Origin of the sequence: Breoghania sp. L-A4, from assembly GCF_003432385.1 — a bacterium.
In the GTDB taxonomy this organism is placed as follows: domain Bacteria; phylum Pseudomonadota; class Alphaproteobacteria; order Rhizobiales; family Stappiaceae; genus Breoghania.
In genome coordinates, this window is record NZ_CP031841.1 from 3,120,910 (window position 1) to 3,146,376 (window position 25,467).

Annotated in this window: 12 protein-coding genes, 1 tRNA gene and 4 pseudogenes; 9 read left to right on the forward strand and 8 right to left on the reverse strand. The window is 60.7% G+C overall.

Annotated features, from left to right (window positions below):
• Positions 1 to 172 precede the first annotated feature (172 nt).
• The 6 genes from D1F64_RS14200 to D1F64_RS23445 all read left to right on the forward strand — a co-directional run bounded on the left by D1F64_RS14200 (position 173) and on the right by D1F64_RS23445 (position 5,560).
• Positions 173 to 730 carry a polysaccharide biosynthesis/export family protein gene (locus D1F64_RS14200; protein ID WP_117412959.1) on the forward strand — a complete coding sequence of 186 codons (558 nt, stop codon included), beginning with the start codon at positions 173 to 175 and terminating at the stop codon, positions 728 to 730.
• A gap of 176 nt (positions 731 to 906) precedes the next feature.
• Positions 907 to 2,154: a glycosyltransferase family 4 protein gene (locus D1F64_RS14205; RefSeq protein WP_117412960.1), complete on the forward strand. Its 1,248-nt coding sequence runs from the start codon at positions 907 to 909 to the stop codon at positions 2,152 to 2,154.
• Between the two features lie 3 nt (positions 2,155 to 2,157).
• Positions 2,158 to 3,768 (forward strand): undecaprenyl-phosphate glucose phosphotransferase, encoded by a 1,611-nt coding sequence (locus D1F64_RS14210; protein WP_248304470.1) that lies wholly within the window; start codon positions 2,158 to 2,160, stop codon positions 3,766 to 3,768.
• Between the two features lie 68 nt (positions 3,769 to 3,836).
• Complete coding sequence (locus D1F64_RS14215; RefSeq protein WP_117412961.1) at positions 3,837 to 5,084, forward strand: O-antigen ligase family protein; 1,248 nt, start codon at positions 3,837 to 3,839, stop codon at positions 5,082 to 5,084.
• Positions 5,062 to 5,138, forward strand: a tRNA-Pro gene (locus D1F64_RS14220). Before D1F64_RS14215 ends, D1F64_RS14220 begins: the two co-directional genes overlap by 23 nt.
• Entirely contained in the window at positions 5,111 to 5,560 is a 450-nt protein-coding gene (locus D1F64_RS23445) for a hypothetical protein (protein WP_162901560.1), read from the forward strand. The genes D1F64_RS14220 and D1F64_RS23445 overlap by 28 nt, the downstream gene beginning before the upstream one ends.
• A 542-nt stretch (positions 5,561 to 6,102) precedes the next feature.
• On the opposite strand, the gene D1F64_RS14225 is transcribed toward D1F64_RS23445, so the two are convergent.
• From D1F64_RS14225 to D1F64_RS14245, 5 genes are read right to left on the reverse strand one after another with little or no spacing between them, the layout of a single operon-like run.
• A complete protein-coding gene (locus tag D1F64_RS14225; RefSeq protein ID WP_162901561.1) occupies positions 6,103 to 7,182 on the reverse strand; it encodes an FAD-dependent monooxygenase in 1,080 nt (359 codons plus the stop codon).
• Between the two features lie 12 nt (positions 7,183 to 7,194).
• Positions 7,195 to 7,629 (reverse strand): hypothetical protein, encoded by a 435-nt coding sequence (locus D1F64_RS14230; RefSeq protein WP_117412963.1) that lies wholly within the window; start codon positions 7,627 to 7,629, stop codon positions 7,195 to 7,197.
• Positions 7,630 to 7,632: 3 nt separating this feature from the next.
• A complete protein-coding gene (locus tag D1F64_RS14235; RefSeq protein ID WP_117412964.1) occupies positions 7,633 to 10,329 on the reverse strand; it encodes a LodA/GoxA family CTQ-dependent oxidase in 2,697 nt (898 codons plus the stop codon).
• Between the two features lie 37 nt (positions 10,330 to 10,366).
• Complete coding sequence (locus tag D1F64_RS14240; protein WP_117412965.1) at positions 10,367 to 12,424, reverse strand: tyrosinase family protein; 2,058 nt, start codon at positions 12,422 to 12,424, stop codon at positions 10,367 to 10,369.
• Positions 12,411 to 14,261 carry a multicopper oxidase domain-containing protein gene (locus D1F64_RS14245; protein ID WP_248304471.1) on the reverse strand — a complete coding sequence of 617 codons (1,851 nt, stop codon included), beginning with the start codon at positions 14,259 to 14,261 and terminating at the stop codon, positions 12,411 to 12,413. The genes D1F64_RS14240 and D1F64_RS14245 overlap by 14 nt, the downstream gene beginning before the upstream one ends.
• A gap of 1,134 nt (positions 14,262 to 15,395) precedes the next feature.
• Between D1F64_RS14245 and D1F64_RS14255 the strand changes: the two genes are divergently transcribed.
• Both D1F64_RS14255 and D1F64_RS14260 read left to right on the forward strand, forming a co-directional pair.
• Positions 15,396 to 16,598, forward strand: coding sequence for a tetratricopeptide repeat protein (locus D1F64_RS14255; protein ID WP_162901562.1), 1,203 nt, complete (start codon positions 15,396 to 15,398; stop codon positions 16,596 to 16,598).
• Positions 16,599 to 16,832: 234 nt separating this feature from the next.
• Positions 16,833 to 17,321 (forward strand): annotated as a pseudogene (locus D1F64_RS14260) (helix-turn-helix domain-containing protein); the annotation flags it as partial.
• Here D1F64_RS14260 and D1F64_RS14265 read toward each other — a convergent pair.
• Positions 17,315 to 17,761: pseudogene (locus D1F64_RS14265) on the reverse strand (transposase); the annotation flags it as partial. The pseudogenes D1F64_RS14260 and D1F64_RS14265 overlap by 7 nt on opposite strands.
• 78 nt (positions 17,762 to 17,839) lie before the next feature.
• Between D1F64_RS14265 and D1F64_RS14270 the strand changes: the two are divergent.
• A pseudogene (locus tag D1F64_RS14270) lies at positions 17,840 to 18,609 on the forward strand (IS5 family transposase).
• A 305-nt stretch (positions 18,610 to 18,914) separates the two neighbouring features.
• Here D1F64_RS14270 and D1F64_RS14275 read toward each other — a convergent pair.
• Positions 18,915 to 19,169: pseudogene (locus D1F64_RS14275) on the reverse strand (transposase); the annotation flags it as partial.
• A gap of 193 nt (positions 19,170 to 19,362) precedes the next feature.
• The gene (locus D1F64_RS14280) at positions 19,363 to 25,449 is read right to left on the reverse strand and encodes an ATP-binding protein (RefSeq protein WP_117412970.1); all 6,087 of its coding nucleotides are present in this window, start codon (positions 25,447 to 25,449) and stop codon (positions 19,363 to 19,365) included.
• Positions 25,450 to 25,467 lie beyond the last annotated feature (18 nt).

Sequence of the window (25,467 nt, forward strand, 5' to 3'; positions counted from 1 at the left end):
CATTAAGGTAAGCAGACCGTTAATAGCCGCGCAAACCGCGATCAAGACATTAACAACATGTAAATACTTATTTCTGCGAAGTTTAAAATTAAGGCAATGTCCTTGGCAAATTTACACCGTCTTAACCCTGTTTGGAGATTATCGCCGCAACGAAGAGTTTGGAGTAAACCCGATGCGCACGACAATCGTCGCCTCGATACTGCTGTCCCTGCTGATGGCTGGCTGCAGTGGATACCGCCGTCCGCCGACCGCATTTCACGAAGTGCTCACCCAGCCGTACCACCTGGATTCCGGCGACCGGCTGCGCATCGTCGTCTATGGCCAGGACAACATCACCAACTCCTACACGGTCGACCAGGCCGGCTTCATTTCCGTTCCGTTGATTGGCGAAGTCGCGGCCCGCGGCAGCACCACAAAGCAGTTGCAGACAACCCTGGAAACGCAGCTTTCCCAAGGCTTTTTGCGGGATCCCGACGTATCTGTGGAAGTCGAGCAGTACCGTCCGTTCTTTGTCATGGGCGAGGTTCGCAACGCCGGTCAGTACCCCTACGTGGCCGGCATGACGGCGCAGACGGCGATCGCCATCGCGGGCGGATTCAACGCCCGCGCCAAGCAGGGCAATGTCGACATCACCCGGCAGATCAACGGCGAGATCCTCAACGCCCGCGTGCCATTGAGCGACCCGCTGCGCCCCGGCGACACCATCTACGTGCGCGAACGGCTCTTTTAGAATGGCACGCGGCGCGCCCGCCCCACACAATCGTGAACATGGGCGCGCTCCGCACAAGCCGCCGTATTAACTGAGGACTCATCTCTTTCCCGTAGGTTTTCCGCACAAGGGAAACACGTCAGACAGCGCAAAGACCGGCAAGGCGGCGCTGTCAAGCAAGCGGGAGCCGACCCCCAATGAACACGACGCCATACAGGATCGTGCACTGCATTCGTGCGCCTGTCGGAGGCGCCTTTCGCCACGTCTGTGACCTGGTGCGCGCACAGAACGCCGCCGGACACAGCGTCGGCTTGATCTGCGCGAGCGACACCGACGACGCTTTTGCCGAGGAAAAGCTCGCCCGCCTGGAAAGCGACCTCAAGCTCGGCCTGATCCGCATGCCGATGCGCCGCAGCCTGTCACTCGGCGATCTTTCCGCCATCTGGCGGGTGCTGCGCCAGTTGCATGGCCTGGCGCCGGACATCCTGCATGGGCATGGCGCCAAGGGCGGCGCCTACGCGCGGCTGATCGGCACCGCCATGCGGGCGCGCGGCGCGTCGGTGAAACGCTTCTACAGCCCGCACGGCGGCAGCTTGCATTTCGCCAAGGACAGCGCCGCAGGCAAGGTATTCTTCACGCTGGAACGCACCATGGAGCGGATGACCGACGGACTGATTTTCGTGTCCCGCTACGAGGAAACGCAGTACCGCGAGAAAATCCACGCGCCAAAGGTGCCCAACCGCGTGATCCACAACGGCCTGCGTCCCGACGAGTTTCAGCCCGTCATCCCGGCCGCGGATGCCGCCGATTTCCTGTTCATCGGCGAAATGCGCCATTTGAAGGGACCTGATGTGTTCCTGCGGGCGCTGGCGATGATTCATGAGCAGACCGGCCGTTGTCCGACCGCCCATCTGGTCGGCCCCGGCGCGCAGGTGGGCGAGTACAAGGAACAGGCGGACCAGCTCGGGCTCGGCGAGCATGTGTCCTTCCATCCGCCAATGCCCGCCCGTCAGGCCTTTGCCATGGCCCGCTGCGTGGCGATCCCGTCGCGCGCGGAATCCATGCCCTACATCGTCCTGGAAACGGTGGCCGCCGCCATGCCGCTGATCACCACACGCGTGGGAGGCATTCCGGAGATTTTCGAAGGCCGCGAAGGAGACCTCGTGGAGCCGGACGACGATTTCGCGCTCGCCGCCGCCATGCGCGAGAAAATGCAGGCGCCGGAGCACGCGCGCGCGATCGCGGTGCTGCATCAGAACATCCTCAGCGCCGGCTTCTCGCTCGACCACATGGCACGCGCCGTTTTCGCCTTCTACGGTGGCGCCTCACGTCCCGCTGCCGAAGATCGGCCGCAGCAAGTCGAGGATATCTCCCACATCCACCCGCTTCACGAACTGAGCGAGGCGCATACGGGAAACCGCACCAATCGCCGGATCAATGGGTAACCCATGGTCCTGAAAGCCAATCGCGACAGTGACACCAAGACGGAAACCGACGGTTCCATCATGACCAACCTGGATGCTGAGTTTCAGTCCCGCTTTCGCGATGCGCTGCACGCCGGAGTCGGCGACATGGCGCAGGACGGCGCCATGTCGCACGGCGGCACCAAGCTTGGCGAACGCGCGCTCGAGATCGCCGCGCGCCTGTCGAGCCGTCCCATGTCGCGCGCGGTCCTTTCGGGCTTCGTGCGCCTTGCCGATGCCGCGGCCATCATCGTCATCGGGCTGGCGACCTTCTACATCTATGTCTTTCCCAGCGAGGCCTTCGACCTGCACTACGCGGCGGCGCTCGTGCTGGCCCCGATCCTGGCAGTTGCCCTGATTCAGGCTTCCGACGGCTACCAGGTCGCGGCCTTCCGCACCTATGTCTCCCAGCTCGGGCGCATCTTTACCGCCTGGACGATCGTCTTCGGGTTCTTCGCCCTGGCGATTTTCTTCGCCAAGATCGGAGATCAGTTCTCCCGCGTCTGGTTCGCAAGCTGGTACGCGGGCGGGCTGGCGTTCTTCACCCTGTTCCGCGTCATCCTTGCGCGTTTTGTCCAGCGCTGGACGGCGGAAGGCCGGCTGGAGCGGCGCGCGGTCATCGTCGGCGGCGGCATGGCGGCGGCCGAGCTGATCATCGAACTGGAAGCCCAGCGCGACAACGACATCCGCATCTGCGGCATCTTTGATGACCGCGACGACGAGCGTTCGCCGCCCGTGGTCGCGGGGTACCCCAAGCTCGGCACCATCAACGAACTCGTCGAATTCGCCCGCCTGACCAAGCTCGAACTGCTGATCGTCTCGATTCCGCTCAGGGCGGAAAAGCGCCTGCTGCAGCTGCTGAAAAAACTCTGGGTGCTGCCGCTCGACATCCGCCTGTCCGCGCATGCGGACAAGATGCGCTTCCGGCCGCGGTCGTATTCCTACATCGGTTCGGTGCCGTTGCTCGACATGTTCAAGCGCCCGATCGCCGACTGGGATTCCATCGCCAAGCGGGTGTTCGATCTGTTCTTCGCCACGCTGGCGCTTGTGGTCCTGTCACCGCTGATGATCGGCACGGCAATCGCCATCCGCGCCACCAGCCCGGGCCCTGCCTTGTTCCGCCAGAAGCGCTACGGCTTCAACAATGAAGTCATCGACGTGCTGAAATTCCGCTCGATGTACAACGAGATGTCCGACGCGGATGCCCGGGTGGCCGTCACCCGCGGCGATCCGCGCGTCACGCCGATCGGTCGCTTCATCCGCAAGTCGTCGATCGACGAACTGCCGCAGCTGTTCAACGTGCTGCGCGGCGAACTGTCGTTGGTCGGCCCGCGTCCGCACGCGCTGGGCGCCAACACCGACAACAAGCTGTGGGACCAGGTGATTGACGGCTATTTCGCCCGTCATAAGGTCAAACCGGGCGTGACCGGCTGGGCGCAGATCAACGGCTGGCGCGGCGAATGCGACACGCCGGACAAGATCCGCAACCGCATCGAAAACGACCTCTACTACATCGAGAACTGGTCGTTGCCGCTCGACCTCTACATCCTGTTTCTCACCCCCTTCCGCCTGCTCAACACGGAGCATGCGTATTGAGCGAGTCGCCGGCCCAAACGTCGTCTCAGACACCTGTGCTGTTGCCCGTGCGAACGTTTGCGCGGGCGATGCTGTGGTTGTGCGCCTTCTCCGGCTTCTTTGTCACCAGCGAACCGGCGCCTTACGATATCCTGCTCGTCTGTGCGATGGTCGGCTGGGGCATTTTCGGGCTGGAGCTGAAGCAGGGATTCTCGCCCCTGGTCCTGCTGATCCTGCTGTTCATGGCCGGCGGGCTGCTGTCGATCACGCAGCTCACCACCTACGACCGCGGACCGATGTACATGGCCGTGTCGTTCTTTCTCGCATCCGGCGCGGTGTTTTACGCCGGCGTCGTCGCCCAGTCGCCCGACCACCTGCGCCCCATCGTGCGCGGCTACACCGCGGCCGCGGTGATCGCGGCGCTTGCCGGCATCATCGGCTATTTCGGACTGCTTCCGGGCGCGGAAACCTTCACGCTCTACGGCCGCGCCCGCGGCACCTTCGAGGATCCCAACGTATTCGGTCCGTTCCTGGTCTTTCCCCTCGCCACCCTCACCTACACGGTCCTGACCGCGCGGATGGCGACCAGGGCCGCTGCGGCCATGATCCTGCTGGTGCTGCTGATCGGCGTGCTGCTGTCGTTCTCGCGCGCCACCTGGGCGCTGGCCGCCTTCGTCATGGCGGCCACCGGTTTGATCGTCTTCATCAACGAACGCAGTGCTCTGAAACGCCTGCGCCTGACCGGCCTCGCCATGACCGGCATCTTCGTGCTGGCGCTGGCGCTCGCCGCCGCCCTGTCGCTGGACAGCGTCAGCAGCCTGTTCACCGAGCGCGCCTCGCTGCTGCAGGATTACGACAGTTCGCGCATGGGCCGCTTCGCGCGGCACGCGGCCGGCTTCCTGCTGGCGGCGAAACACCCGCTCGGCATCGGGCCGCTGGAGTTCTACAAGATTTTTACCGAGGATCCGCACAACGTCTATCTGAAGGCGTTCATCGCCTACGGCTGGCTGGGCGGCATCAGCTTCATCGTCTTGACGTTCTGGACGCTGGCGGCGCTGTTTCCGCTGATCTTCAAGCCGCGCCCCTGGACACCCATCGCCATCGCCACCTTCGTCACCCTGTTCGGCCACGACATCATGGGGCTGGTGATCGACATGGACCACTGGCGCCACCTTTTTCTGCTCTACGGCCTCGCCTGGGGGCTGATCGCGCTGGAGGCGCATCGCGGGGAAATGCTGGACGATGCGAAATTCATCCACATGGCGCGAACGTCCTTGCGCAGGACCCGCGAACGGGCTAGGAAACCGGCTGTGTCGGAGCGTAGCGCAGCCTGGTAGCGCACTTGACTGGGGGTCAAGGGGTCGTGGGTTCGAATCCCGCCGCTCCGACCATTTTTCTCTTTAAGATCAATGGTCGGCATTCGTGCAGTAAAGTGCACCTTGGTTCCAAGGTACCAAACAAGCCATATTGGCGACTGACTTTTGATCAGCTGGCAACTGAGCAATATCAACAGCTTGGCTGCAATTTTCCCCGAAACAAGCATCAAAAATTTCAAAAAGTTAGAAAGCCAACTGCAACCTTTCACACCCCGATTTGTGGGGGCTTGCCGCTTTGTCCAGAACGAGCTTTGCCGCATCAAATTTCGCAGAAAACAGCCGATTTTAATTCGGAACAGCGCGGGAACATGCCGGTTTGTTCCGAGGTGTCCGGGCGGCATCCGGGCGGACGTCCGGTCTTGTTCGCCGGCCGCGAGCACAGCAAATTCCCGCAGGTGACGGCATTGACGTTGCCCCCAAGTTTTATCCAGTTGTGAGTTCGGTTCCGGCGTTCTGTCTGCTCTGTTGGGTGGTGGAACCGCATGATTGCAGACGCGCCTGTGGCGTTTTCACGAACCCGCGTATTTGTCGCGCAGAACCAGATCGGCGGCTTGATTGCCATCCATTCATCAGAATACTGCAGCGGGACACGGCAATACCTTGTAAGAACTTCCGCTATTTGCGTTCATGCGTCCAACACGCGGAGACGGACTTCGAGGGGCACTTTTCCGCTGGATTTCAGTAGACGTGTATCGGCGCTTGGCTCGAACGCAACGCTCTGAAAATCTCGAGAAAGTTTAGCAATTTTTTAACGCCACTAATCGGTCCGCATGTCGGATTGGGGTGATATGCGTCGGGGCCATGGACGCGGCTTTCTGTCTCCGCCGCCGCGACGATCGTTGCCATCTCGGCATTCGGTGAACGCCGCAGGCACGCCCCGGAACGCTGCCCGGCCGCTGCGGCAATCGGCGCGGCGGGTCAAAATCCGCTCCGCGGCAAGGGCTGGCTCTCGACCCGCGCCGGGATCGCGAAGACGGGGTTACTGGGCGCGCCTGCTCCAGAATGGGCTTTCCGGCCACCGGTAGACGCTCTGGTAGGCCGCGCGATATGCTTTCGCATAGGCTTCGCACTCGCGCTCGACGAGGAATGCGAAACGGTCACAGGCCTCCGCGCGGCCCGCCAGCGCATCCGCCGCCGCATAGGCCGCGAAAAGGCCGGCGCGGAGCGCTTTCGTCACGCCCTGAGCCGACAGTGGGTCGAAGGCCGCAGCCACATCCCCCGCAGCGACCCAGCCAGCACCAGCCGCCGATCTCATCCTCGTGGTCATGGCGGGGAAAAGGGCTGCGTGGGCGCACGCCCCAACCGATTTGGCCATTTCGCGCATCAGCTGGGTCTTTGCTAGCGCCATCGCCCAGTCCGCCTCGTCGCTCGGGTCGGAGAGGTCGGCATCGGTCATCCATGCCATCACGCGCACTCCGCGCCCGATTGGCGCCGAATACCACCAACCGTCCTCGGCGGCCTCGATCATCAAGCCGCGATCCGCCCCTTCATCGCCGCGCAGCACCCGTACCCGGCCAACCAGCCTGTCGCTGACCTGCAGCCGGCCGCCCAGATTCCGTATCAGCCCCCAATCGCGGCCGGTCGCCAGGATGAGAAAACGCGCTTCGCATCTGGCCCCGCCGCGCAAACGGAGCAGCCAGCCCTTGCTTGAGCGGGCGAGCGTCGCGACCCGGCAGCCGACTGCGACCGACGCGCCGCGCTCGGCCGCGAGGGAGGACAACAGCTGATCGAAGTAGCTCCGCTCGACAATCCAGCCAGAGCCTCGCGCAGAGAACAGGGCATGTTCTTCGAGGGCTTGCGGCCTCTCCCAGGCTGCCCGTACGGTCGGTAGCGAGGGAAATCCGGCCTCCCCAATGGCGGACAGCACGCTGAGTTCGCTAAAGATCGCACCCGCGGTGGAGGCGACGATCTCGCCGGCGCGATAGCAGTCATAGGTGCCGGCCTCAAAGAGCGCGACGCCCAGATCTGGGGCATGCCGGCGTAACGCTAATGCCGCCGCGCTCCCCGCCGGTCCGCCGCCAACGATAGCTACATCACATGATGTCGCAACCGTGCTCAAGGGAGCCACGCGTCAGGATTGACGAACGGCATAGAAGGACGCCACGACGCCGGCTGGCGACGCGCCGCCATTTCCCGACGGGTGCGCGATGACACGGGTCACCGAACCGACCATCGCCGCGGTCTGCAGCGCATTGGTGCTGTTTGGCCAGACCGGAACCAGCCATCCAACGTAGGCGTAAATCCATTCCGCGCCGCTGACGATACCCTGTCCCTGAAACCGCGCCTCCATCGGAGAACCGTAGGCGAGTGAGCCGTGCAGATCGAGAGACCAGCCTGGACCGCCAATGGTCCCGCCCATCCGGTCCTGGGCCTCCTCCTTGAGGTGGATTGTTCCGGAACCGAAAAGCAAATCGTTCGGCTCCGCTTTCAAGTCGGCATTGTTGAGGAAGCTCCGATAGCTCCACCTGCCGACGAAGGAATTCGCGTTCTGTCCGCTTTTCGCCATTGCTCAATCCTCCGCACGTTCGACACTGATGTATTTCTGGTCCGGCGATGGCTGGTCCAGACTTGGAGCCGACGCATAGGGATTTCGTATGATGAACCCGAGCCGGGACCATTCGGTGACCATCTTGTAGTCGCCCGTATTGGTCTGCGGGACGCCGCGCGCCCAATTGAGGAACTGATAGCCGGGCGAACCGCCCGTCATGGACACAATTTCCCACGCCTGCATCGGCCGGTGCGCAGGCCACCACAGCGTTTCCCAGACCCGCGCTTCCCTGGCCATCAGGGGATCATTCGGGTTCGTCGGATCAATGGAGTTCCACTCGTCATAGGTGACGTTGATCTGCTGGGTCGAACACTCGTTGAAATCCGCCTGCCACGGCAGGCCCGATTGCTTGGTCAGATCGCCTGGTTGCAGTCCCAGACCATAGTCGCTGTCCTGCGCCAGCGGTTGGGCGGCATAGGAGACGTAATCCTCGGCACTGGTCGTGGTGCTGCCGCTGCCGGCGTTTGCCTGCGCCGCGGTCTGGCGGAAGGTGTAGAAGGCCGGATCCGCCTTGAGCCGATAGGGTTCGTGCCAGATCGCCGGGTTGCGGATGATCCAGCAGACTTCACCGCCGGGACAAAAGGCGCCGCCGAGCAGGTTGCTAAGCACGCCGCGATCAAGCGCCCGGCCATCTCCCGCCACCCAGGACTTGTAGGGCTGCCAGGGATCGATCGCCTTGGCATCGACCCATCCCTCCTGCACTTCGTTGTAAAAGCGCCCCTCCGCCCATTGCCGCAACAGGAAGAGTTGCGTGTCGGTGAGGCGGAGGAATTTCGACGGCACAACGTTGCTGAGCGGGTTGTCGCCCGCCAGCAGAGGCATCAGTGGCAGATGATAGGTGCGCGCCGTCGGGCTTCCTGTCATCTGGAGGGTGTTTTCCTCCCCCGGCAACCGCAGGAGGTCGTAAAGGTAGCGCCGGTTGGGGCCATAGGGATCGGTAGTCGCACGCTTCGATGCCGCCTTCAGTGCCCTGTCGAGCAACACGCCGTCGACGAAGTCGCCGATGATCCGGTCCACCGTCGCCGAGACCGGCGTGTCGGGATCGATGTTGCGCGGCGGCTCCGCCTCGCCCTGACCCGGCCTGCGCGCGGCAACAAGTTGAAGCAGTCTCGCGTCCGCCTCCTCGTAGCCGTCGCTCTCCACGTCGCTGAGGCGTGCCGCGGCCGTATCCGCCGCATCGCGCAACTCAGCCTCGGCCGCGGCGTAGTCATTTGACGGCGCTGATTTATTCGTCCCGGCGATCTCACGCCAGCGGCTGGCGTAGTCTTCCGGTGACTCGCCGTCCACGCGCGGACAGACGGTTTCGGCAAAATTCGACGCCGCCGCCGCCAGCTGCGCAATCGCAGCATCGATGCCGTCGCCCGTTCGCCGCTCGCTGTCGTCAAGCATCATCACCGCGGGTTCCAGCGCCTGAGCGACGAGCGCGCCCGAGCCGTTGCGCTCGATAGCCTCCAGGCGCTTGGCGCGAAGCAGACGCGGCGCGGTGCGTGGTGGCACGCAGAGCTTCAGCGGATCGAAATTGCCGCGCGGCTGCTGATTGTGTGGAAAATTGGATTGCTGCAGCACGTTGGTGAAATAGGTGAATTCGTCGGGCCGGAAGAGGATCGGCCAAATGTCGCGCCAGAACCAGGGCCAGTAATCGGGATTGTAGCGCAGGCGTCCCGCTTTCCAGTGCAGCAAGGCGCCTTCATCGGCGGTATCGACCTTTTCGGGATCGTCGAACGTGCCGGCCGTGCCGTAGAGGTCGGTCCGGTCCGCCTGTTCCCGGATGGCAAGGTCCGCGACCACGTCGTCGAGCGTCACCATGTCGAGGACCTGCGGAGCATAGCGGGGATAGCCGACGAGCGCCCAGGCCGGGTAGTCGACGTCGATGAAGCGGAGCCGGCCGACTTCTTCCGAATACATCACCAGGCGCGCCATGACAGGCCCGTCCGAGATGTCGTCGAACCAGCCGTCGTTGTTGGCGTATGTGTCGATGCGCGGCTGGCCGAGCCCGCTGTTGCAGCTTCCCGAGCGGCCGTGACCGCCAAGGACCACCAGGCGGCCCGCGTCATCGGTGAGGATCTCGCCAAGGGTGTCGACGTCATGCGGCACCAGCCCCTTCGGCGGGAAGGTCGCCGCATACATCGGGTTGCCGTCCCGGCTGAACGCGGCGCGGCGGCGGTCCGTGCCGTTCACCACCTGCGGGCCGGGATCGATGATCAACTGCTGCCGCGCCTGCGATCCGGTGACGTCGGGGTTGCGCAGCGGATGGCTCGCGGAATAGCCGTGCTCGCCCTCGAGCTGATCGAAGGCGAACCAGGCCGCCTTCTTGTTGGCGAGATGAACCCGCCACTGCATGTCGACGAGCACACCTCGGTTGCCGCCGCCTTCGACGGGATCACCGCGGCGCAAGACCCGCCCCTCGGAGCTTTGCTCATCATAGACATAGATCTGGAATCGCGCGGCCTGGCGGCGAATGCGCCCCTCGCCATCCTTGAACGTCCGGATCGGCACTTCGCTCTCGCCGTCCGCAGACAGTCGCGGATTGCCGCTCGCATCGCAGTCGACCGGCAAGGCGCCCGGCGTTTCTGGCGAGAGGTAAAAGCTGTCGGGACTGTCGCCGACACGGGCGATTCCGATGCCCGGATGAATGCGATAGCGCGGTGTCGATGCCATTGCAGTCCCCCAGTCGATTGGCGGGCGGGTTGTACGCTCAGTCGAGGAAATTCAGGGAGACACCGTCGAGCCGAAGCAGCTCCGTATCCTCCCTGTAGTCGGCACCGATGACGACAAGCGTGACCGACAGCGCCTTGGCGCCCTGATCGATCAGCCGCCGGGCGCACGCCGTCACGTCGACACGGTGATTGCGCGGCGCGTTCATGTCGCGAGGCTTGCCCAGCCGGGCGGCTTGCGGCTCGCAATGGCCGGGACCGCCGATGCAGGGACCATGGCCGAATATGGCCGCGTAGCCGGCGTAGGTCTCGCGGTCGAGCGGCGTGTCGGCGTCGGCCTTCGGCTCATTGAGAAACACGCGGATGAAGCACGAGCGCATCAGCTGGGGCACGCGGTGCAGGCGGACCTCCGCCTTGGCGAAACGCTTGCGCACCCGCGCCGGAAGATCGATCGGCCGGGACGCGAACCGGCCCACCGCCGCGGTACCGGGAACCGGCGCTACGTAGGTCTTCTTCACGTATTCGTAGCCGAAGCGGTGCATGTCGAGCGTGTCGCGCACGGCGTAGGCCCAGGGCGTCAGCACGCCGTCCAGACCGGCCGGCAACCCGTGCGGATTGGCCTGTTGCCAGGTCCACCAGAGCCGGTCGACATTGGCGTGCACCGGCCAGAACACCGGATCGTAGCTCGCCGTCAGGTTGGAGAACATGTCGCCGAACTTCGGCTGGCTGTGCAAGTCGTCGCGGCGATGGAAGCGGCGTCCCGACACGTTGACAGCGGCGTTGCGATCCTGAGGTGCCGGAAGCGACGTGTGGTCCGGGTTCACGCCGCCCGTCCAGATATGCATCGTGTTGTGCGGATTCTGGTCGAGGAAGCCGAAACTGTCGTTGTAGAGGCTGCCTCCGCCGAAATCGCGGAACGTCCGCAGGGCCTGGATCTGCTCGATGTCCTGCGGCGCGGGGTAGTGATAATTGATGGTCGAATTGATCGTGCCTTTGCCGAACTGCCCGGGATAGCGAAGCGGGTACCACAGCGAATTGGACTGCAGCAGCGCGTCGATGTAGCGGCTGCGGTACCTGGCCAGATAGGCCTTGAAGACCGCATCCTTGTCGATGCCGAGCGCCTCGCGGACGGCGGCGAAGAAGGCGGTCTGGGCGGCGAATGGCATGCCGACCAGCGGTTCGAGCTTTTTCACTTCGTTTGCCGGGACACCGCTCGCCAGAAGCGTTTCCAGGCTGTCCCGGGTCAGGAAGGCGTTGAGCGCCTCGGGCATCGCCTTGCGCGTCTCGTCCATCTTGCCGTCGGGACCCGGACCATAGGGTTCGGACGAGAACGCCCAGTAAGGCATGGTGACATCCGGGCAGAAGCTCTGCAGCTGCTGCTCGAATTCATAGAGATAGACCCGGTGCCACGGCAGGAACCGCTCCCAGCCGTGCTGGCAATGGTTCTGGTGGATCAGCGCCATGTTGTTGTAGCTGCGCGCATCCTCCGGCCACTTGTTGAGCGCGTAGAGCTCGCGGAAGGCCAGGCGCAGGCGGTCCAGCTGCCCCGCTGTCATGCAGTCGATGTCCATGCGCTGGCGCATTTCGCCTGCCGCGTATGAATAGCCGCTCGCATCGGCCAGCACATCGAAGACCGGTCCCGCCGCGCCGCCGACCTCGATCGTGCCCAGTGCCTCGAGCTTGCCAGAAACCTCAAGCTCGGCGAGGCTGTCGCCCGGACAGCCGGCCTCGATCCAGCCTTCGACCACGGCGATGTCCTCCGCCGACGCCGCCTTGCCACCAAACGGCAGGCGCGGATACCGCCTTCCGTCGAATGGCGGCAGCCCGCGCACCCCCTTCACGAGACCCGAGCGCTCCGCGCGCCCGCCGGGCGGCACAGCCGACCCGCCGCCGCAGCAGCGGGTCCCGCCATCCGGCGCGACCAGCGGTTCTCCGGCGATCTCCACCTTGAGGAACTGGTCGAGCGGCAGGTTCCAGAATGCGCCTGCGCCGCCCTGATCCGACCGGCTTCCAGCGGCGAGCCGGCGCAGCAACGTCTGGATGGTCGCATAGTCCGCAACCGCGTCGGCCACAGCCGGCGCCCGCTTAGTGGTGACCATAGGCGGTGCCTCCCGCGCCGTCCGGCAGCGCGATACGGATGTTCTGCATCATGCCCTGGTCCTCATGGTCCAGGATGTGGCAGTGCAGGACGAAGTCGCCGATGTAGCGCTGGTACCGCGTGCGCATGGTGATCGTGTACTTGCCGCCCGGCGCGCTGCCCGAATTCTTCACCCAGAGCGTGTCCTTCCACACACCCTTGAGACCCGGATACTGCTGATCGGGTGGCCCGTCGGGGGATGGATCCTTCGCATCGAGTTCACTGACGTCGACGCCGTCGGGCCCGATGATCGAGACGATCTGGAACGGATTGACGTGGATATGGTACGGATGACTGACGAAATCGGAGGTCAGCGTCCATTCGTCCACGCCGCCCACCGGCAGCGTTCGGTCGATCCGGTTGGGATCGTAGGGCTTGCCGTCGATCTCGAAGAAGACACCGTCCGGCTGAGAGACGTCGATATTGAAGACCAGCGTCTGCGTGCCCGTCACCTCGCCTTCCTCGACGCTCGGGTGCGGCACGAACCGGGACAGCTGAAGGCCGTCCTCCAGATCGCGGACGACCTCGTCAACGATGCCGGCCGGCATGGTCCGCTGCGCGGCCTCAATCAGCCAGTCTTTGATATAATCCTCGGAACCGGAATCGGCCGGTCCGCCGCCGGCCGCCGTGACCACGCCGAGCAGCTTACGGCTGGGCACCGCCTGGTTGACGGTGCCGGCGGACGGTGCGGCAGCGTCGACGACGCAATATTCACCGGCCTCGGGCAGCACCACCAGCGCATCGACCCTGTAACCCGGCTGCAGCACCGCCTGGGAACGGCGCTGGACCGCCGCCATGGTCAGGCCGTCCTGGGCAACCACATTGTAGTCGATCGCCTCGCCGCAGTTGCGCTCGATCCAGCTGTCACTGTCTTCGGCGGCGAGCGTGCGGTAGGCCTCGCCGCCGGTCTTGTGGCGCAATTCGACGTTGATGGTGTCGCGCACGCCGGCGTGGATCCAGCGCCAGCGCTCGGGCACGCCGACCCGTGCCGGGGTCATTTCGCCCAGCACCACGCCGTTGATGCTGGTATAGCGTCCGGATTTTGGCCAGGAACCGGGACCGAACTGGTCGTAGCCCTCGATCGTGCCGACTTGGCCCGGCTCGCAGACATACCCGATCTCATTTTCCGGATCCTTGTATTGGATCTTGCCGTCTTCGCCCCGGCAGGCGTACTGGATCTGCTGCAGAACCAGGACGCGCTCAGGAACCGGCTGCCCGCCGTCTTCCACCAGCAGGCTGTCGAGGTCTCCATTCTGCTCCAGGGTCGGCTTGCGGTCCGCCCGGATGATCAGCGCACCCGCCATTCCGTTGGAAACCTGCAGCGCCGTCGAGCCGTGTAGATGCGGGTGATACCAGAAGGTGCCGGCGGGATGATCTGGCGGGATGTTGTATTCGTACTGGAACGAAACGCCCGGCCGAATCGAGATCAGCACGTTGTCGCCATTACCCGACGGGTTCACCCACAGACCATGGGTATGCATGTTGGTGCCGTTGAAGCAGTGCGGGACGTTGACACTGCCGCCGGAGCCAATGCCGCAGGTTGAGTCGGCGGGAAGCTGGTTGTTAAGCGTCAACCGCACCGTCTGGCCAGGATGAACCGGGATGGTCGGCCCGACCAGTGGCGCGTCCGGGCCAGGTCGGCTGCCCGCTCGGGCGTCCTCATAGGTGCGTAGGCTGACGGCATCGTATCCGCCCTTGCCGCCTTTTGACGGATTGTAGATCTTCCGGTCAGCGTAAAGGATGTTCATCTCGAGCTCAACTTCGCGCGACAGGGCGGTCGCCGTCGGCGCGAGGGACATCAATGTGTCGACGGGTCGAACGATGGGCGCCAACACCAATTCTCTTGGATTCTCGATTCGGTCACTGGCATTTTGCGCATTGCCCGTGCAAACTGAAAGCAGAGTGATTGCAACTATCGCCAGAGTTACATTAGAAATTGCCATAACCATACTGGGAGTACTAAATTTTGACGGAATCAATGAATGAAAAATCATTTCACCACCTAGTATGCCAATACATTTATTTCAATTTTATATACAATTAAGAGTTGCGCCTAAATTTCGTCTAGTTAAGCATACATATGAGTTTAAAACAAATTATATATTACTATACATATATAATATTGGGGGATTATCCCTTTTACGCAAGTAGGACTCGCGCAAACGCATTTTTTGAGCTATCGCTTGAAAGGTACACGATATCAAAAAGTTGTATTTTTCCGATAAGTTAATTTGTCGCCCGTTAAAGCCGCTAGCTCCCTGAAAGGCTTTTAATTTCTGCTGCGGGGACGTATTCGAAATTGCAAGAAACTGGGCAATCAGGCGTGGATTTCTTGCGATTTCGGAGGCTGTGCGATTCCCTTGTGGGCGATGCTGTGATTCGATAGGTGCACCCGCTCGGAGGCTACGATTGTCAATGCCGCGTGAACTTTCCCCAAAAGTGCCGAAGTAAAATTCCCCAGTTCGGCCGCTCAGCTCGTCGCGGGGAGCTGCGGATTTTTTGGCGGTCTTCCGCGTGGCCGTGGCGCCGGGCTGATCGCCGGCGGCGTGATGGCCGCTTTGGATCGCAGGTGTTCCGGCATGAGTTTGGCGTGCTGCTGTTGATTGTCGCCAGGAACTGACCCGGTTGGACGATAGTTTCCCGCGACGCGGGGGCGGTCAAGGGGCGGGTTTTTCCTTTCGTGTTTTGGGTGCTGCGGCGCTTGCCCTGAAGGTCTCCCCTCGACTACTGAAGCTCGGGAGTGATTAGGCGCTTAGTCAGTAAGAAAATAATAGATATTGTGAACGAGGCGCGAGAAAGAATCTCGGAGAGATTTGCCTCCAATTCATTTGAGATATAATTATATTTAAATTTATTATTTTTGATTTTATCAGAGAACTAAACTTTTTGAAGGAATAAATATTATGTTTCAGTTCATTGGGTGGACAATAGTTGTGGCTTTTATCGCAACTACTACGTTAACTATTCTTGCTTTGGCTGGACTCGTTAAAATCGCCGATAAGAAATACCTTGATCGGTTGTTTATTGTGCTGATTCTTGAAATAGTCGCATCAGGTTTTTTCATTTTTACAAGCGGTTTGGCACCGGAGCAGAAATACTTCATGGAAGCTAGAGCTACTTTTGAGGAAGCTTTGAGAGCCAAAGACGCTAAGGAAATTGAGAAGGCAGACGAGTTATTTTCAAAAGTACTTAAGATTCCGACTGAGGGGTTGCCACTGGACATCCGGCACGTTTTTCGGGAGCGAGGCCATATGGCTTATGACCGAAAAATCTGGGGGCGCGCTGCTGTGGCATACCGAATTTTCGATGAGGTTGGGGAGGCTGATATTGAGGTCCTAACCAAACTTGGACGATCACTGAGAGCAATTAATCAATATGAAGAGGCAGAACAAGCTTATGAAAGAGCGTTAAAAATTTCACCAAATAACTATGATGTCCTAAACGGCCTTCAGAATGTTACTCGCCGCCGAGCGGCCTTTCTCTTCGAAGCGGACAGAGAAGAAGCAGCCCAACCCTTGTTTGAAAAAACCCGTGAACATATCAATGCAATGATTAATCTTTCGGGCGAAAGATCAGTTGAAAACAAACGATATCTAAATGCACTATCCGCTCGCGTGGCGCTATATTGGCAGTGGGAACGGTATCCAGAAGCTGAAGCATCAGCAGATAAAATCGTCGCTGAATATCCAAAATACGAAAGAGCTAAAGAAGACCTTGCCGCCATAAAGCTTGAGTTTGGAAAGTACCATTCACGACAAGACAAAATTGAGGCTTCGAAAGTTCTATTTCAGAAACTCCATAGAATACAGACAGAAACGACTGATACTATTTTTGTTGGTAGCGGTTTGGCGGAAGCCACAACTCTTTCGGCTTCTGCTGATAAAGCTGAATTGGATGAGGCGGAGAAAGCAGTTTTGCTTGCTATTGCAGAATCTAAAAACTCAGTTGACGATCCATATGCCTTTTATGCTGCTGCTGTCCTGTACCGACGTATGGGCAACATAACATTATCAACATCCTATTTGAAACAGGCTATAGCCGCCGAGCGCAGACGATCCATCGATCCCTTCACATTCGACTACGTCAGACTCGTCGAATACGAGAAAATCCTTACCAAGTGGGAGAATGAAAAATAGTCATCTAGCCAAAAGGCAGCTAACGGGATGTTGCGACGCAACTTGATTGACTCAAGTTTAGGCCGCTTCGGGCCGATTGTGTTGAAAAACGCGTCTTGCCATGACGGGGCAACACTGATTCAGTTTCCAAGCGATTTGGGAGGCTGCAGCCGATGATGTGTGAAGTTCGGAGACATCGTTTCAACGTCGCGCGTAGGTAACCTTCCCTGAGGTTCTGAGGAAGGGAGGGACGGGATGACGCCGGCAGCGCGTTTGATCTGGGTGACGACGTACGAGCGGACGGGGGATGCCGGGCTGACATGCCGGCGATGCGGCGTATCGCGGCCGACGCTCCGGAAATGGTGGCGGCGCTATCTGAGCGAGGGTGAATCTGGATTGCTCGACCGTAGCCGACGGCCCCTGTGCTCACCGGCCATGAAGGTGGGTCAGGCTGAGGAGGAGCGCATCATTTCGCTGCGACGAAGCCGGAAGCTGGGGATCAAGCGTCTCATGAACGAGCTTCTCCGCCTCGACGGTCTGCACCTTGCCGTCGATACAATACACAAGGTCCTGTGCCGACATGGGCTCAACCGCCTCAAACGGCCCAGGCTGATCAGGAAGACTGGCGGCAAGCGCTATTCTCGACCCATCCCCGGCGATCGTGTGCAGATGGACGTCTGCAAGATTGCTCCAAGCCTCTATCAATACACCGCGATTGACGATTGCTCGCGCTATCAGGTGGTGTCGGAGACGACATGATGGAGTTGGAGGTTCATCTCCATGAGCGCCTTTTGCATGTGCTGGATATGCGCCGCCGCGTATTCTACGAGCCGCTCCCGTTGCCGGAGATAGGATCGCAGTGTGGCAATCTCCGCCTCCTGGCGGAAGCTGCCGCGCAGCAGGCCGTAGGAGTGAAGCTGCCGCAACCAGCTGGCATCACTCACGTCGGTCTTCCGTTCCGGCACATTCTTGGCGTAGCGCGCGTTCACCAGGATGACCTCGAACCCATACTGCTCGAGGACCTCGAAGGCGGGTATCCAGTAGACACCGGTGGATTCCATTGCGACGCTCGTCACGCCGCAGGACCGGAACCACGCGGCCAAGCCGTGCAAATCCTGCGTGAACGTGCCAAATGCACGCACGGACGTGTCGCAAATATCGGGATTGACGGCTGCCATGTGCATCCTAGGTCACATACTCATAAACGGGATTCCCTTGGCGCGAGGGTTCTGATTCACTGACCACCATCAATGGAGGTCAGGATGGCTCGCTTCGATCTGACGGATTTCGAGTGGTCTGTGATACAGCCGCTTCTGCCGACAAAGGTGCGTGGGGTCCCGCGCGCCGATGACCGCAAGGTGCTGAACGGCATCTTCTGGCGGCTGCGCACGGGAGCGCCTTGGGCCGACATTCCGGCGCGCTATGGCCCGTACACGACCTGCATCAACCGCTTCAACCGCTGGCGCAAGGCTGGCCATTGGGCACGCATTCTTGAAGCGGTATCAGATGCTTACGACGGTGACGTGCAGATGATCGACTCGTCATCGATCCGCGTTCACCAGCATGCCGCCAACGGCCAAAAAAAGAGGAGCGATCCCGTTGCATGGGTCGCTCGCGCGGCGGCCTGACCACCAAGATCCATGCGCTCGTCGACGCCGAGGGCCGGCCGATCCGCCTCAAGCTGACCGAGGGCCAGGCCCACGACGGACGCTCGGCCGCCGACATGTTCGAAACGCTCAAGGCCGGTCACATCCTGCTCGCCGACCGCGCCTACGACAGCGATGCCTTGCGCGCCGAAATGGCCGCGCGGGGCGCATGGGCCAACATCCGCGCCATGCCGAACCGCGTCAAAACCTTCCCCTTCAGCGCCTGGGTTTATCGGCAACGCAACGCCGTCGAGCGCTTCTTTAGCAAACTCAAACACTTCAGGGCCATTGCCACACGATACGACAAGCGCGACGACAATTTTCTCGCGTCAGTCCAACTCGCTTCAATCCGCATATGGTTGCGAACTTATGAGTCGGTCACCTAGACCCGATGTCGACTACGGCGGCGCCAGGGTTGACCAGCTTCATGTCCGGGTGGTCGCCGGTCTTCGTTCTCTTCATGGCATCTCCTCCGTTCGGGCGGAGGGCGTGGGTTATGCCAGTTCTTCATCTTCCTAATCGGGATCGCGCGGACAGCCGGCGTCACCACTCTCAAGTGCGCATGAACCCATGGGCCACGTTTTTTAACGGGGTCGAACCCACCAATAAGCTGACGGCCGCTGCCCTCGCGAGCCGAGCGTAGCACGCACCGTTTCTATCCCGCACAGGCGGGCGCCTGCCCGGGATGGTTTTTTAGGATGTCGCGCTCTGCCTTGAGCTTGGCGACCTCCTTGCGGAGCCGGTTGATCTCCAATTGCTCGGGCTTCATCTGCCCGTTGCCCGGGAAGGCCTGCTGCGGATCGGCAGCCTGCTCCCTGATCCATTTGCGCAAAACGTTCTCATGAAGGTCCAGGTCACGCGCCGCCTGGGCGACAGAAACGCCCCGATCCTTGACCAGATTCACTGCTTCGAGCTTGAACTCGCGGCTGAACTTCCGTCTCTGCATTCCAACTCTCCAGTTCCAAAAACACCTTAACTCGGTGTCCTCAAAACCGGCAGCAGGCCAGACTCAGGCAACTTGTTGACGTTGAACCCGTTTTTGGACCGCCGGGCTGAGAAATTTCCCGGGATATTAGCTCAAAACGGACCGGATGCGCCTGAGCCAATCATGAGCGATACTGGTGGTTTGTTGCTGGAACTCATGGGTATTGTGTCTCCAAGGTCTGCGCGATGAGATCGCCCAGCGCAGAGCGACGGATGCGGCGTGCTTTTGCGTTCCAATCGACCACGAGACCGATCGCCAAAAGGTCAGGGCCGATCGTCTCCAGATCCTGCCCGATCTCCTCGCACATGAGTTCATCAAGCGCCTGATAATCATCTTTTTCCGCAACCTCAATCAAGCGCAGCGCCTGACCAAGCGCTCCTTTGAAGAAGGAAACAGGGAGCTTCTCCGAGATGGCCCAGGTCCTGACAACTTCGGTAGGATCGCTCGCCAGAGACATCGCCCGAATGAGCTTGATCGTTTCGGTCGGCAACCCGCCGGTGGTTTCGAGGATGGCTTTTCGAAAAGCGGGAGTGTCAAGATCGGTTTTTTCGATTTGCTGCAAATGAGCCCGGACCATCTCCCCGCCCCAAGCCGAAAGGAACTGGGCTTGGTCCTTGCGGCGACTGGCGAGCCCGCGCATGTCCTCATCGGCGGCATCGAGAATGACCACCGGACGGACTTGGTTTTCAACAACCCGGGGCTGGCGTTCGATCCAAGCCAATTCCTCAGCCGCCTCCTGCGGTGATGCAGGTGTGTGAACCACTAGGGACATGCATCGATCAACAGCCGCCGGGCCACCAATCAGCGTGCCCAACTCCTTGCGCGATGTCACGACATGGACGGTGATATCGTCCTTCGGCGCTCCGGGTAGCCGGCCGATCGCGGCAATCTGTTTCAGGGCCGCGCCGACTTTTGACAAGCCGAGAATTTCGAGCCCGCATACGATTTGCATCGGGACCGCATTAGGGTCAACAATGCGTTCGATCTGGAGATCAGTGAGCGGAGCATAGGGCCATTCCTGCTGGTTGTACCCGTGGTGGCCGGCAGGCGCATAACGCCGACGGTGGATCGCCCTATCGTAGGAGATGGTCGGGTCACGCTCTACGATTTCGAGCAGCGCATGATCGATATCTTCCTCGGAGCCGAGCATCGCCGCAACCTGTCGGGTGCGGAGCAGGTAGGTGTGGCGGTTTGTGTTCGGGATAGGCACTCGTCCAAGCACACCGAGGTCGAAGAGTTCCTGGAGCAGCGCGTCGAACGACGCCTGAGACGGATGCTCGGCGGTTTTGGGCCAGAACGTCAGGGTCTCAAGGAGAAGCTCGCTTGGCCTAAAGCCGGTTACCAGTGACTGCTGTTCGTTGCCTTCTATGTTCAGGCGGGCCAGCGTGTATGCGACAAGAGCGTAGCGAGGATCGAGCTCGAGTGTCCAGTGGAACTTTTGCCGAATGCGGGTCTCGATGGCATGGAAGCCGCGATGAGCGAAGAGGCTTTCGGTCAGGATAACCCAAAGCGGCCCGTCATCGGAGAGGCGATAGGGCTTGCCACTGCCCGCACCGTGGAGCGTGGCGAGGAGCCCCTTGGAATATTCCTGGACGAGGCTCGGGTAGTAATTCGCCCAGGCGAGGATCGCCTCGACCGCCTCCAATGACTCGAAGCGGAAACCTGCTGCCCGCATCGGCTCCACCACGAGGTCGTGGGCCACGCGCTTGTCATCCTCCGTCCGGTTCAATGGGCCAATACAGATAGGCTGACCAAGGTGAGCAAGCGGCGAGTTCGGCTGCTTATCCATCCGTTGCACGTTGTGAAGTCCTGCGAAGACCACCTTGAACGCGCGTCCGGTGTCTTCCATCAACTCCTTGAGACGGCTCAACTCGGGATAGTCGTCCTTCGTGTCAGCGGCCATGAAATGATCGGTCTCGTCGAACATGCACACGATTTGCCCCTGCGGATGGGTCATAATCCATGCTCGGATATCGTGGCTGATGGCATCGGCTGTTCGGCTGGCGGGTTTGACCACATCGTAGGGCGAGAGCATCGCGCTGAGATGGGACCAGATCTCGAAGGTTCTTTCGGCGTTGCCGAGAGACTTGACCTCGCGCTTGAGCACAATGCGGCTCTGCGCGGGCGCGTTGCAGGTAGTCGAAATGTGGTTGAGAAGTGCTGACTTGCCGAGTTGGCGGCCACCGTAGACCAGGCAACCATCGGCGGTCTTCGACATGATATTACGGATCTCTTCCTCGCGCCCGAAGAACATCTCCTCCGGCACGGTCGCAGCGTCGGTGACGTACGGCTCCACACGGCCGTAGGGCAGGCCGCACTCGAAGATCGTTTTCGCCCGAGTGTCGCGCTGGGTGGCAGTAAAGGCAACGAGGGCCTCGTCGATCAGAAGCGCCGGGATGGCATTTGCGCGCAGGCGTTTTGCATATTCGTGACGCCTGGCGAGATCCGCAACGCCCAAGAACAGCAGGATGGCCGGCATCTCGGAAGAGACTGCTTTTAAGATGGCTTCAGGCAGTGTTTCGGGTCCGATGATAAGAAGATGGTAGCCTGCGGTCGCCTTCGATCCGAAGACCGGAGGGAGGAACCAGTTGCCCGACTTGGACTCGATCTTTGCGGAAATCGTTGCATGCCAGGAATTAGTGCGGCCAAGCGATTGCAGGTTGTGGGTTTTGAAGTTCTCGAAGCCAATTTCCTCGAAGAATTCGCGGACTTTCGATACCAACGGTTTTTTAAGACGTATCGAGCGCGCAATGTCGAGGTACAGGCCGACAAAATCGGTACCTGCAGCGCGACGGTCTTCTTCGAGGAAAAGCGGGCCCATGATCTCAAATGCCGCCTTGTAGGCGTCGATTGATTTTGGCCAATCCGGTCCGATGGCCTGGCTGACGAAACCGGGAGTGAATTCCTTCAAAAGCCCTTCCAGTTCGGTTTCGAAAGTCGCCGCGGAACGGCCATCGCGGAGCTGGGCGATGCGATCCTCGACCGCTTCGATCGTAAGATCGTCGATGGCGGAGAGAAGCGCATTCGCCTCGTCGACGTTTTGCTCCGTGCAATATTGGTTTATCCGTTCAGCCTGATCGAGCCGGATGTTGGCTTCAATCGCCCCCGAAACCTCATCAAGTTCGCGGATGTGAGCGGGGATATCGGCAAGATCATGAACCTCGGCCCCGTCCCTGATCGCGGTGAGGCGATCGAGAGCGATGCTGCACCAATTCAGGTTTCTCGCGATTTTCTCCTGATGCTTGTGGTCCACTTTGGCGAGCGTCTTGAGGCGGCGTTCGCGCCGTTCCACCTCGACGCGCCAGATATCGGAGAATGCAGCCATGTCCTGCCGGATATCCTCGCTCGCATCGATGCCGAACCTAGCCGCAAGGCGGGCCGCCGTATCGAAAGCCGCTTCTTCCCGGGAGCGAAGAAGAGCTGTTTCCGGCTCCGGAATTCCGGAGCCGAGTAAAACCTCGGTGAGTGCATCGAAGCGCTCCTCGGGGTCGTCCAGTGCTCCGCGGGTCGCTGCAGGGAGCAGGTCGCGCTCGGCGCTGAGGGCCTCTTCGAGGGTCGTGAAGGTGCCGGTATCGGCTCCTTCCAGGGCGTGACGCGCCTCATCGATCTGGAGCGCAATCCAGTGGGCGACGGCGCAGCGTAGCGGGTCTCCCCCCTGGTCTGCATCCTCGCGCAACGCGCGCGCAGCCTTTTCGAAGCGGGATTGAAGATTACTAATGGTTCTGCGTAGGCGGGCCTCGGACTTTTGGCTATGCGTGCCTTCGCGCTCGGCAGCCCTGACCCAACTGTCGAGCAGCCCAAGGGGTTCGTCGAATTGACGATCAAGGTACTCGATTCCCTTAGGATAAAGGCGTGCACCGCCGTGTCCGGTTTCGGTTGCGAATTCAATCGAGCGAGCCTCGATTTCGGACTGCGTCTTGAGCTGAGATATGGCTTTGCGGGCCAAGCGAACTGCATCCTTGGAGTTTGCTGCGATTGCGGCCCGCGCAGCTCCGATCAGCCCGTTATCGGAAACCACATGATGCAAGAAATACGTCGCGAAATGCCAGCGAGAGGTCTTTTGAGAGAATAGCAGGCACCACTCGTCGAGCTGGTCCGAGATCCGTTTTCTCTGCGGAACGCTCTGTGCTCCGGAAATCCGGGCGAGTTCGTCGGCGGCGGGCGGGAAGTCATAGTCGAGCGCAGCAATCGCACCGGCCGCTTCCTGGAGATGTTTTCCCAAAGCCCCGCGCGCGCGCTGAAGCAGTCCCGCCCGGTAAGCCGAGGATTGTTCGAGAATGGCAGGACGGACAAGCGCGCCCAGTAGCATGACCGAGCCGAGGTCGCCAAGTTGGAGCGAGGTTGCGCGAGAGGTGATCGTCAGGAAGCGCTGCGAATCTTGGCCATATTCCCGATGAGGACCTCGGCAGCCAGCCGCCGCGCGAAGAACGGGAGCCTCGATCGGCCATACGAACCCTTCTGCCTCGAAGGCCTCAGCTGCATCCGCGGCAATACCGACCAAGTCGCGCGAGATCAAGGCGGCGAGAACGTCCGAGCCGACCGGAGCCGGCGACGCGCCGCCTTGCGGAGGTTGGCTATCGCCGTTTTCCGCGATGACATAGCGAGAGAGACCGGATGCGAGGGTCTCCTGTTGCTGGGTTTGGGGTGCCTCGGTCAGCGCCTCAACCGTCACAGTTTCCGTTTCGTGCCCCACTGCGTCTGCGTGCACTCCCTCCTTCTTAACGGAGACATCATCCGTCGATTCAGAGGCTGCGCAGTCAATGCCACCAGTTTTCACCGGCACCCCGTGAGCTTCTTCATTTATCTCACCGCTATCCTGCGGCTGGGCATCTTCGTGGTCTGTGTCGCTGTCAGCCTTATAGCTCGCTTCCAGAGCTGCGATTGCCGCCTCAGCTGTCGGTTGGTCCGCAACTCGGTTTACTTGGCTGTCGATCCTTTCGGCTATTGGCGCTTCGATGTCTTCGGCGTCGTGTGCGGTTGACTCGATCTCCATTCGCATGCCTTCGGGCAGGACGTCGATTGCCGCGATCTCTCCTTCAACGACCGATCGAACCCCTCTCATGCGACGTTCGTGGTTGTCGCGCAGTTCCGAAAGCCTCGCCTTTGTCTCGCGGGCCTGCGTCGCGAGTTCTGCCAGCAATTCGAAGTTCTCAGTTTCGTTAGCTTCCTTGATCCGGCCCCGCAACTCTCCCGATGCTTGCTCAAGATCGATGATGTATTTCGCTACGTACTCGATTTCTCTGAGCACTCCGCTGGCATTCAATTTGCGAAGAATGGACGCAGTCTGATCGTTGACCTGAATCGCTTCAGCATCGATTCCGATCGCGTTTAGTTGAAATAGGAGAGCATCAATGGATACTTGGGAAGTTTTCGCAGCCTGGTCGGACGCAAGCAAAGCAAGATTGGAAACGAGATCGAATTCGTCCGGTCCGCTGGAGATATCGAGGTCGGCGGCCAGGCTGTGAAGCGTTGAGACCAAGTGCTGTTGCACCAAGGATGATGCCAGGTCTGGATGTTCCGTGGCGGTGGCAATGAGTTTGTGCCCGTGAGCCGGCCAGTTGTCCACGTCATCGAGATCGCCAAGTATCTCTTGGGCGGATTCCTGCCGGGTATTCGCCTGGGTCAGATGCGCGTAGGCCATCGCGACGACTTTGTCGCCGTCATGCGTGTCGACACGGCGGAAATAGGCCTCGATCGCATATTCGCAGAAGGCGGCGACAGCAATGTCGGCCGCCATCTGTCCCTCAGCTCTTAACTCAAGAACCCGATCCTGTAGGGTGGGGTTGTTCTTCAGTCGTAGCTTGGAGAGAGGGAGCTTGGTAAGGATATGCTTTGCCTTTTCGCGACGGCGGGGGCTCGGAAGCCCATTGGCTTTCAGGCGACGTTCGCTGACCGCGACCTCGATGATCGGCAAGGTCCATGGTGCGGGCTCGACGCGGTCGAGAAGCGCATCGTAGACGGCCGCAGGTTCCTTGGGGTCTACGTCTATCTGAAGGTAGTCGACGAGAGAGCGCAGGTCGCGCACAGAGAAATGCTTGGCTGCCACGAGGAAGTCGACGACATCGGGGCTGACCGCTCGAAGCGGGAACGGCCCAAAGCTTTTCGGAGGCTCCCATCCCGTCTTTTTCCAATCCGCCATCGTGAGGCTCGCGGGTGGAACCTTCTGTACGGTCATAACAGCCGTCTGGCTATTGCGTTTGAAATCTGAGAGAACGGCTTCAGACTTGAACTCGCTTGTCATCGTGTTGGTCTTTCCGCC

Coding starts and splice junctions, on each gene's coding strand:
- D1F64_RS14200 (WP_117412959.1), top strand. CDS start 173: ATGCGCACGACAATCGTCGCCTCGATACTGCTGTCCCTGCTGATGGCT.
- D1F64_RS14205 (WP_117412960.1), top strand. CDS start 907: ATGAACACGACGCCATACAGGATCGTGCACTGCATTCGTGCGCCTGTC.
- D1F64_RS14210 (WP_248304470.1), top strand. CDS start 2,158: ATGGTCCTGAAAGCCAATCGCGACAGTGACACCAAGACGGAAACCGAC.
- D1F64_RS14215 (WP_117412961.1), top strand. CDS start 3,837: ATGCTGTGGTTGTGCGCCTTCTCCGGCTTCTTTGTCACCAGCGAACCG.
- D1F64_RS14230 (WP_117412963.1), bottom strand. CDS start 7,629: ATGGCGAAAAGCGGACAGAACGCGAATTCCTTCGTCGGCAGGTGGAGC.
- D1F64_RS14235 (WP_117412964.1), bottom strand. CDS start 10,329: ATGGCATCGACACCGCGCTATCGCATTCATCCGGGCATCGGAATCGCC.
- D1F64_RS14240 (WP_117412965.1), bottom strand. CDS start 12,424: ATGGTCACCACTAAGCGGGCGCCGGCTGTGGCCGACGCGGTTGCGGAC.
- D1F64_RS14245 (WP_248304471.1), bottom strand. CDS start 14,261: ATGTCCCTCGCGCCGACGGCGACCGCCCTGTCGCGCGAAGTTGAGCTC.
- D1F64_RS14280 (WP_117412970.1), bottom strand. CDS start 25,449: ATGACAAGCGAGTTCAAGTCTGAAGCCGTTCTCTCAGATTTCAAACGC.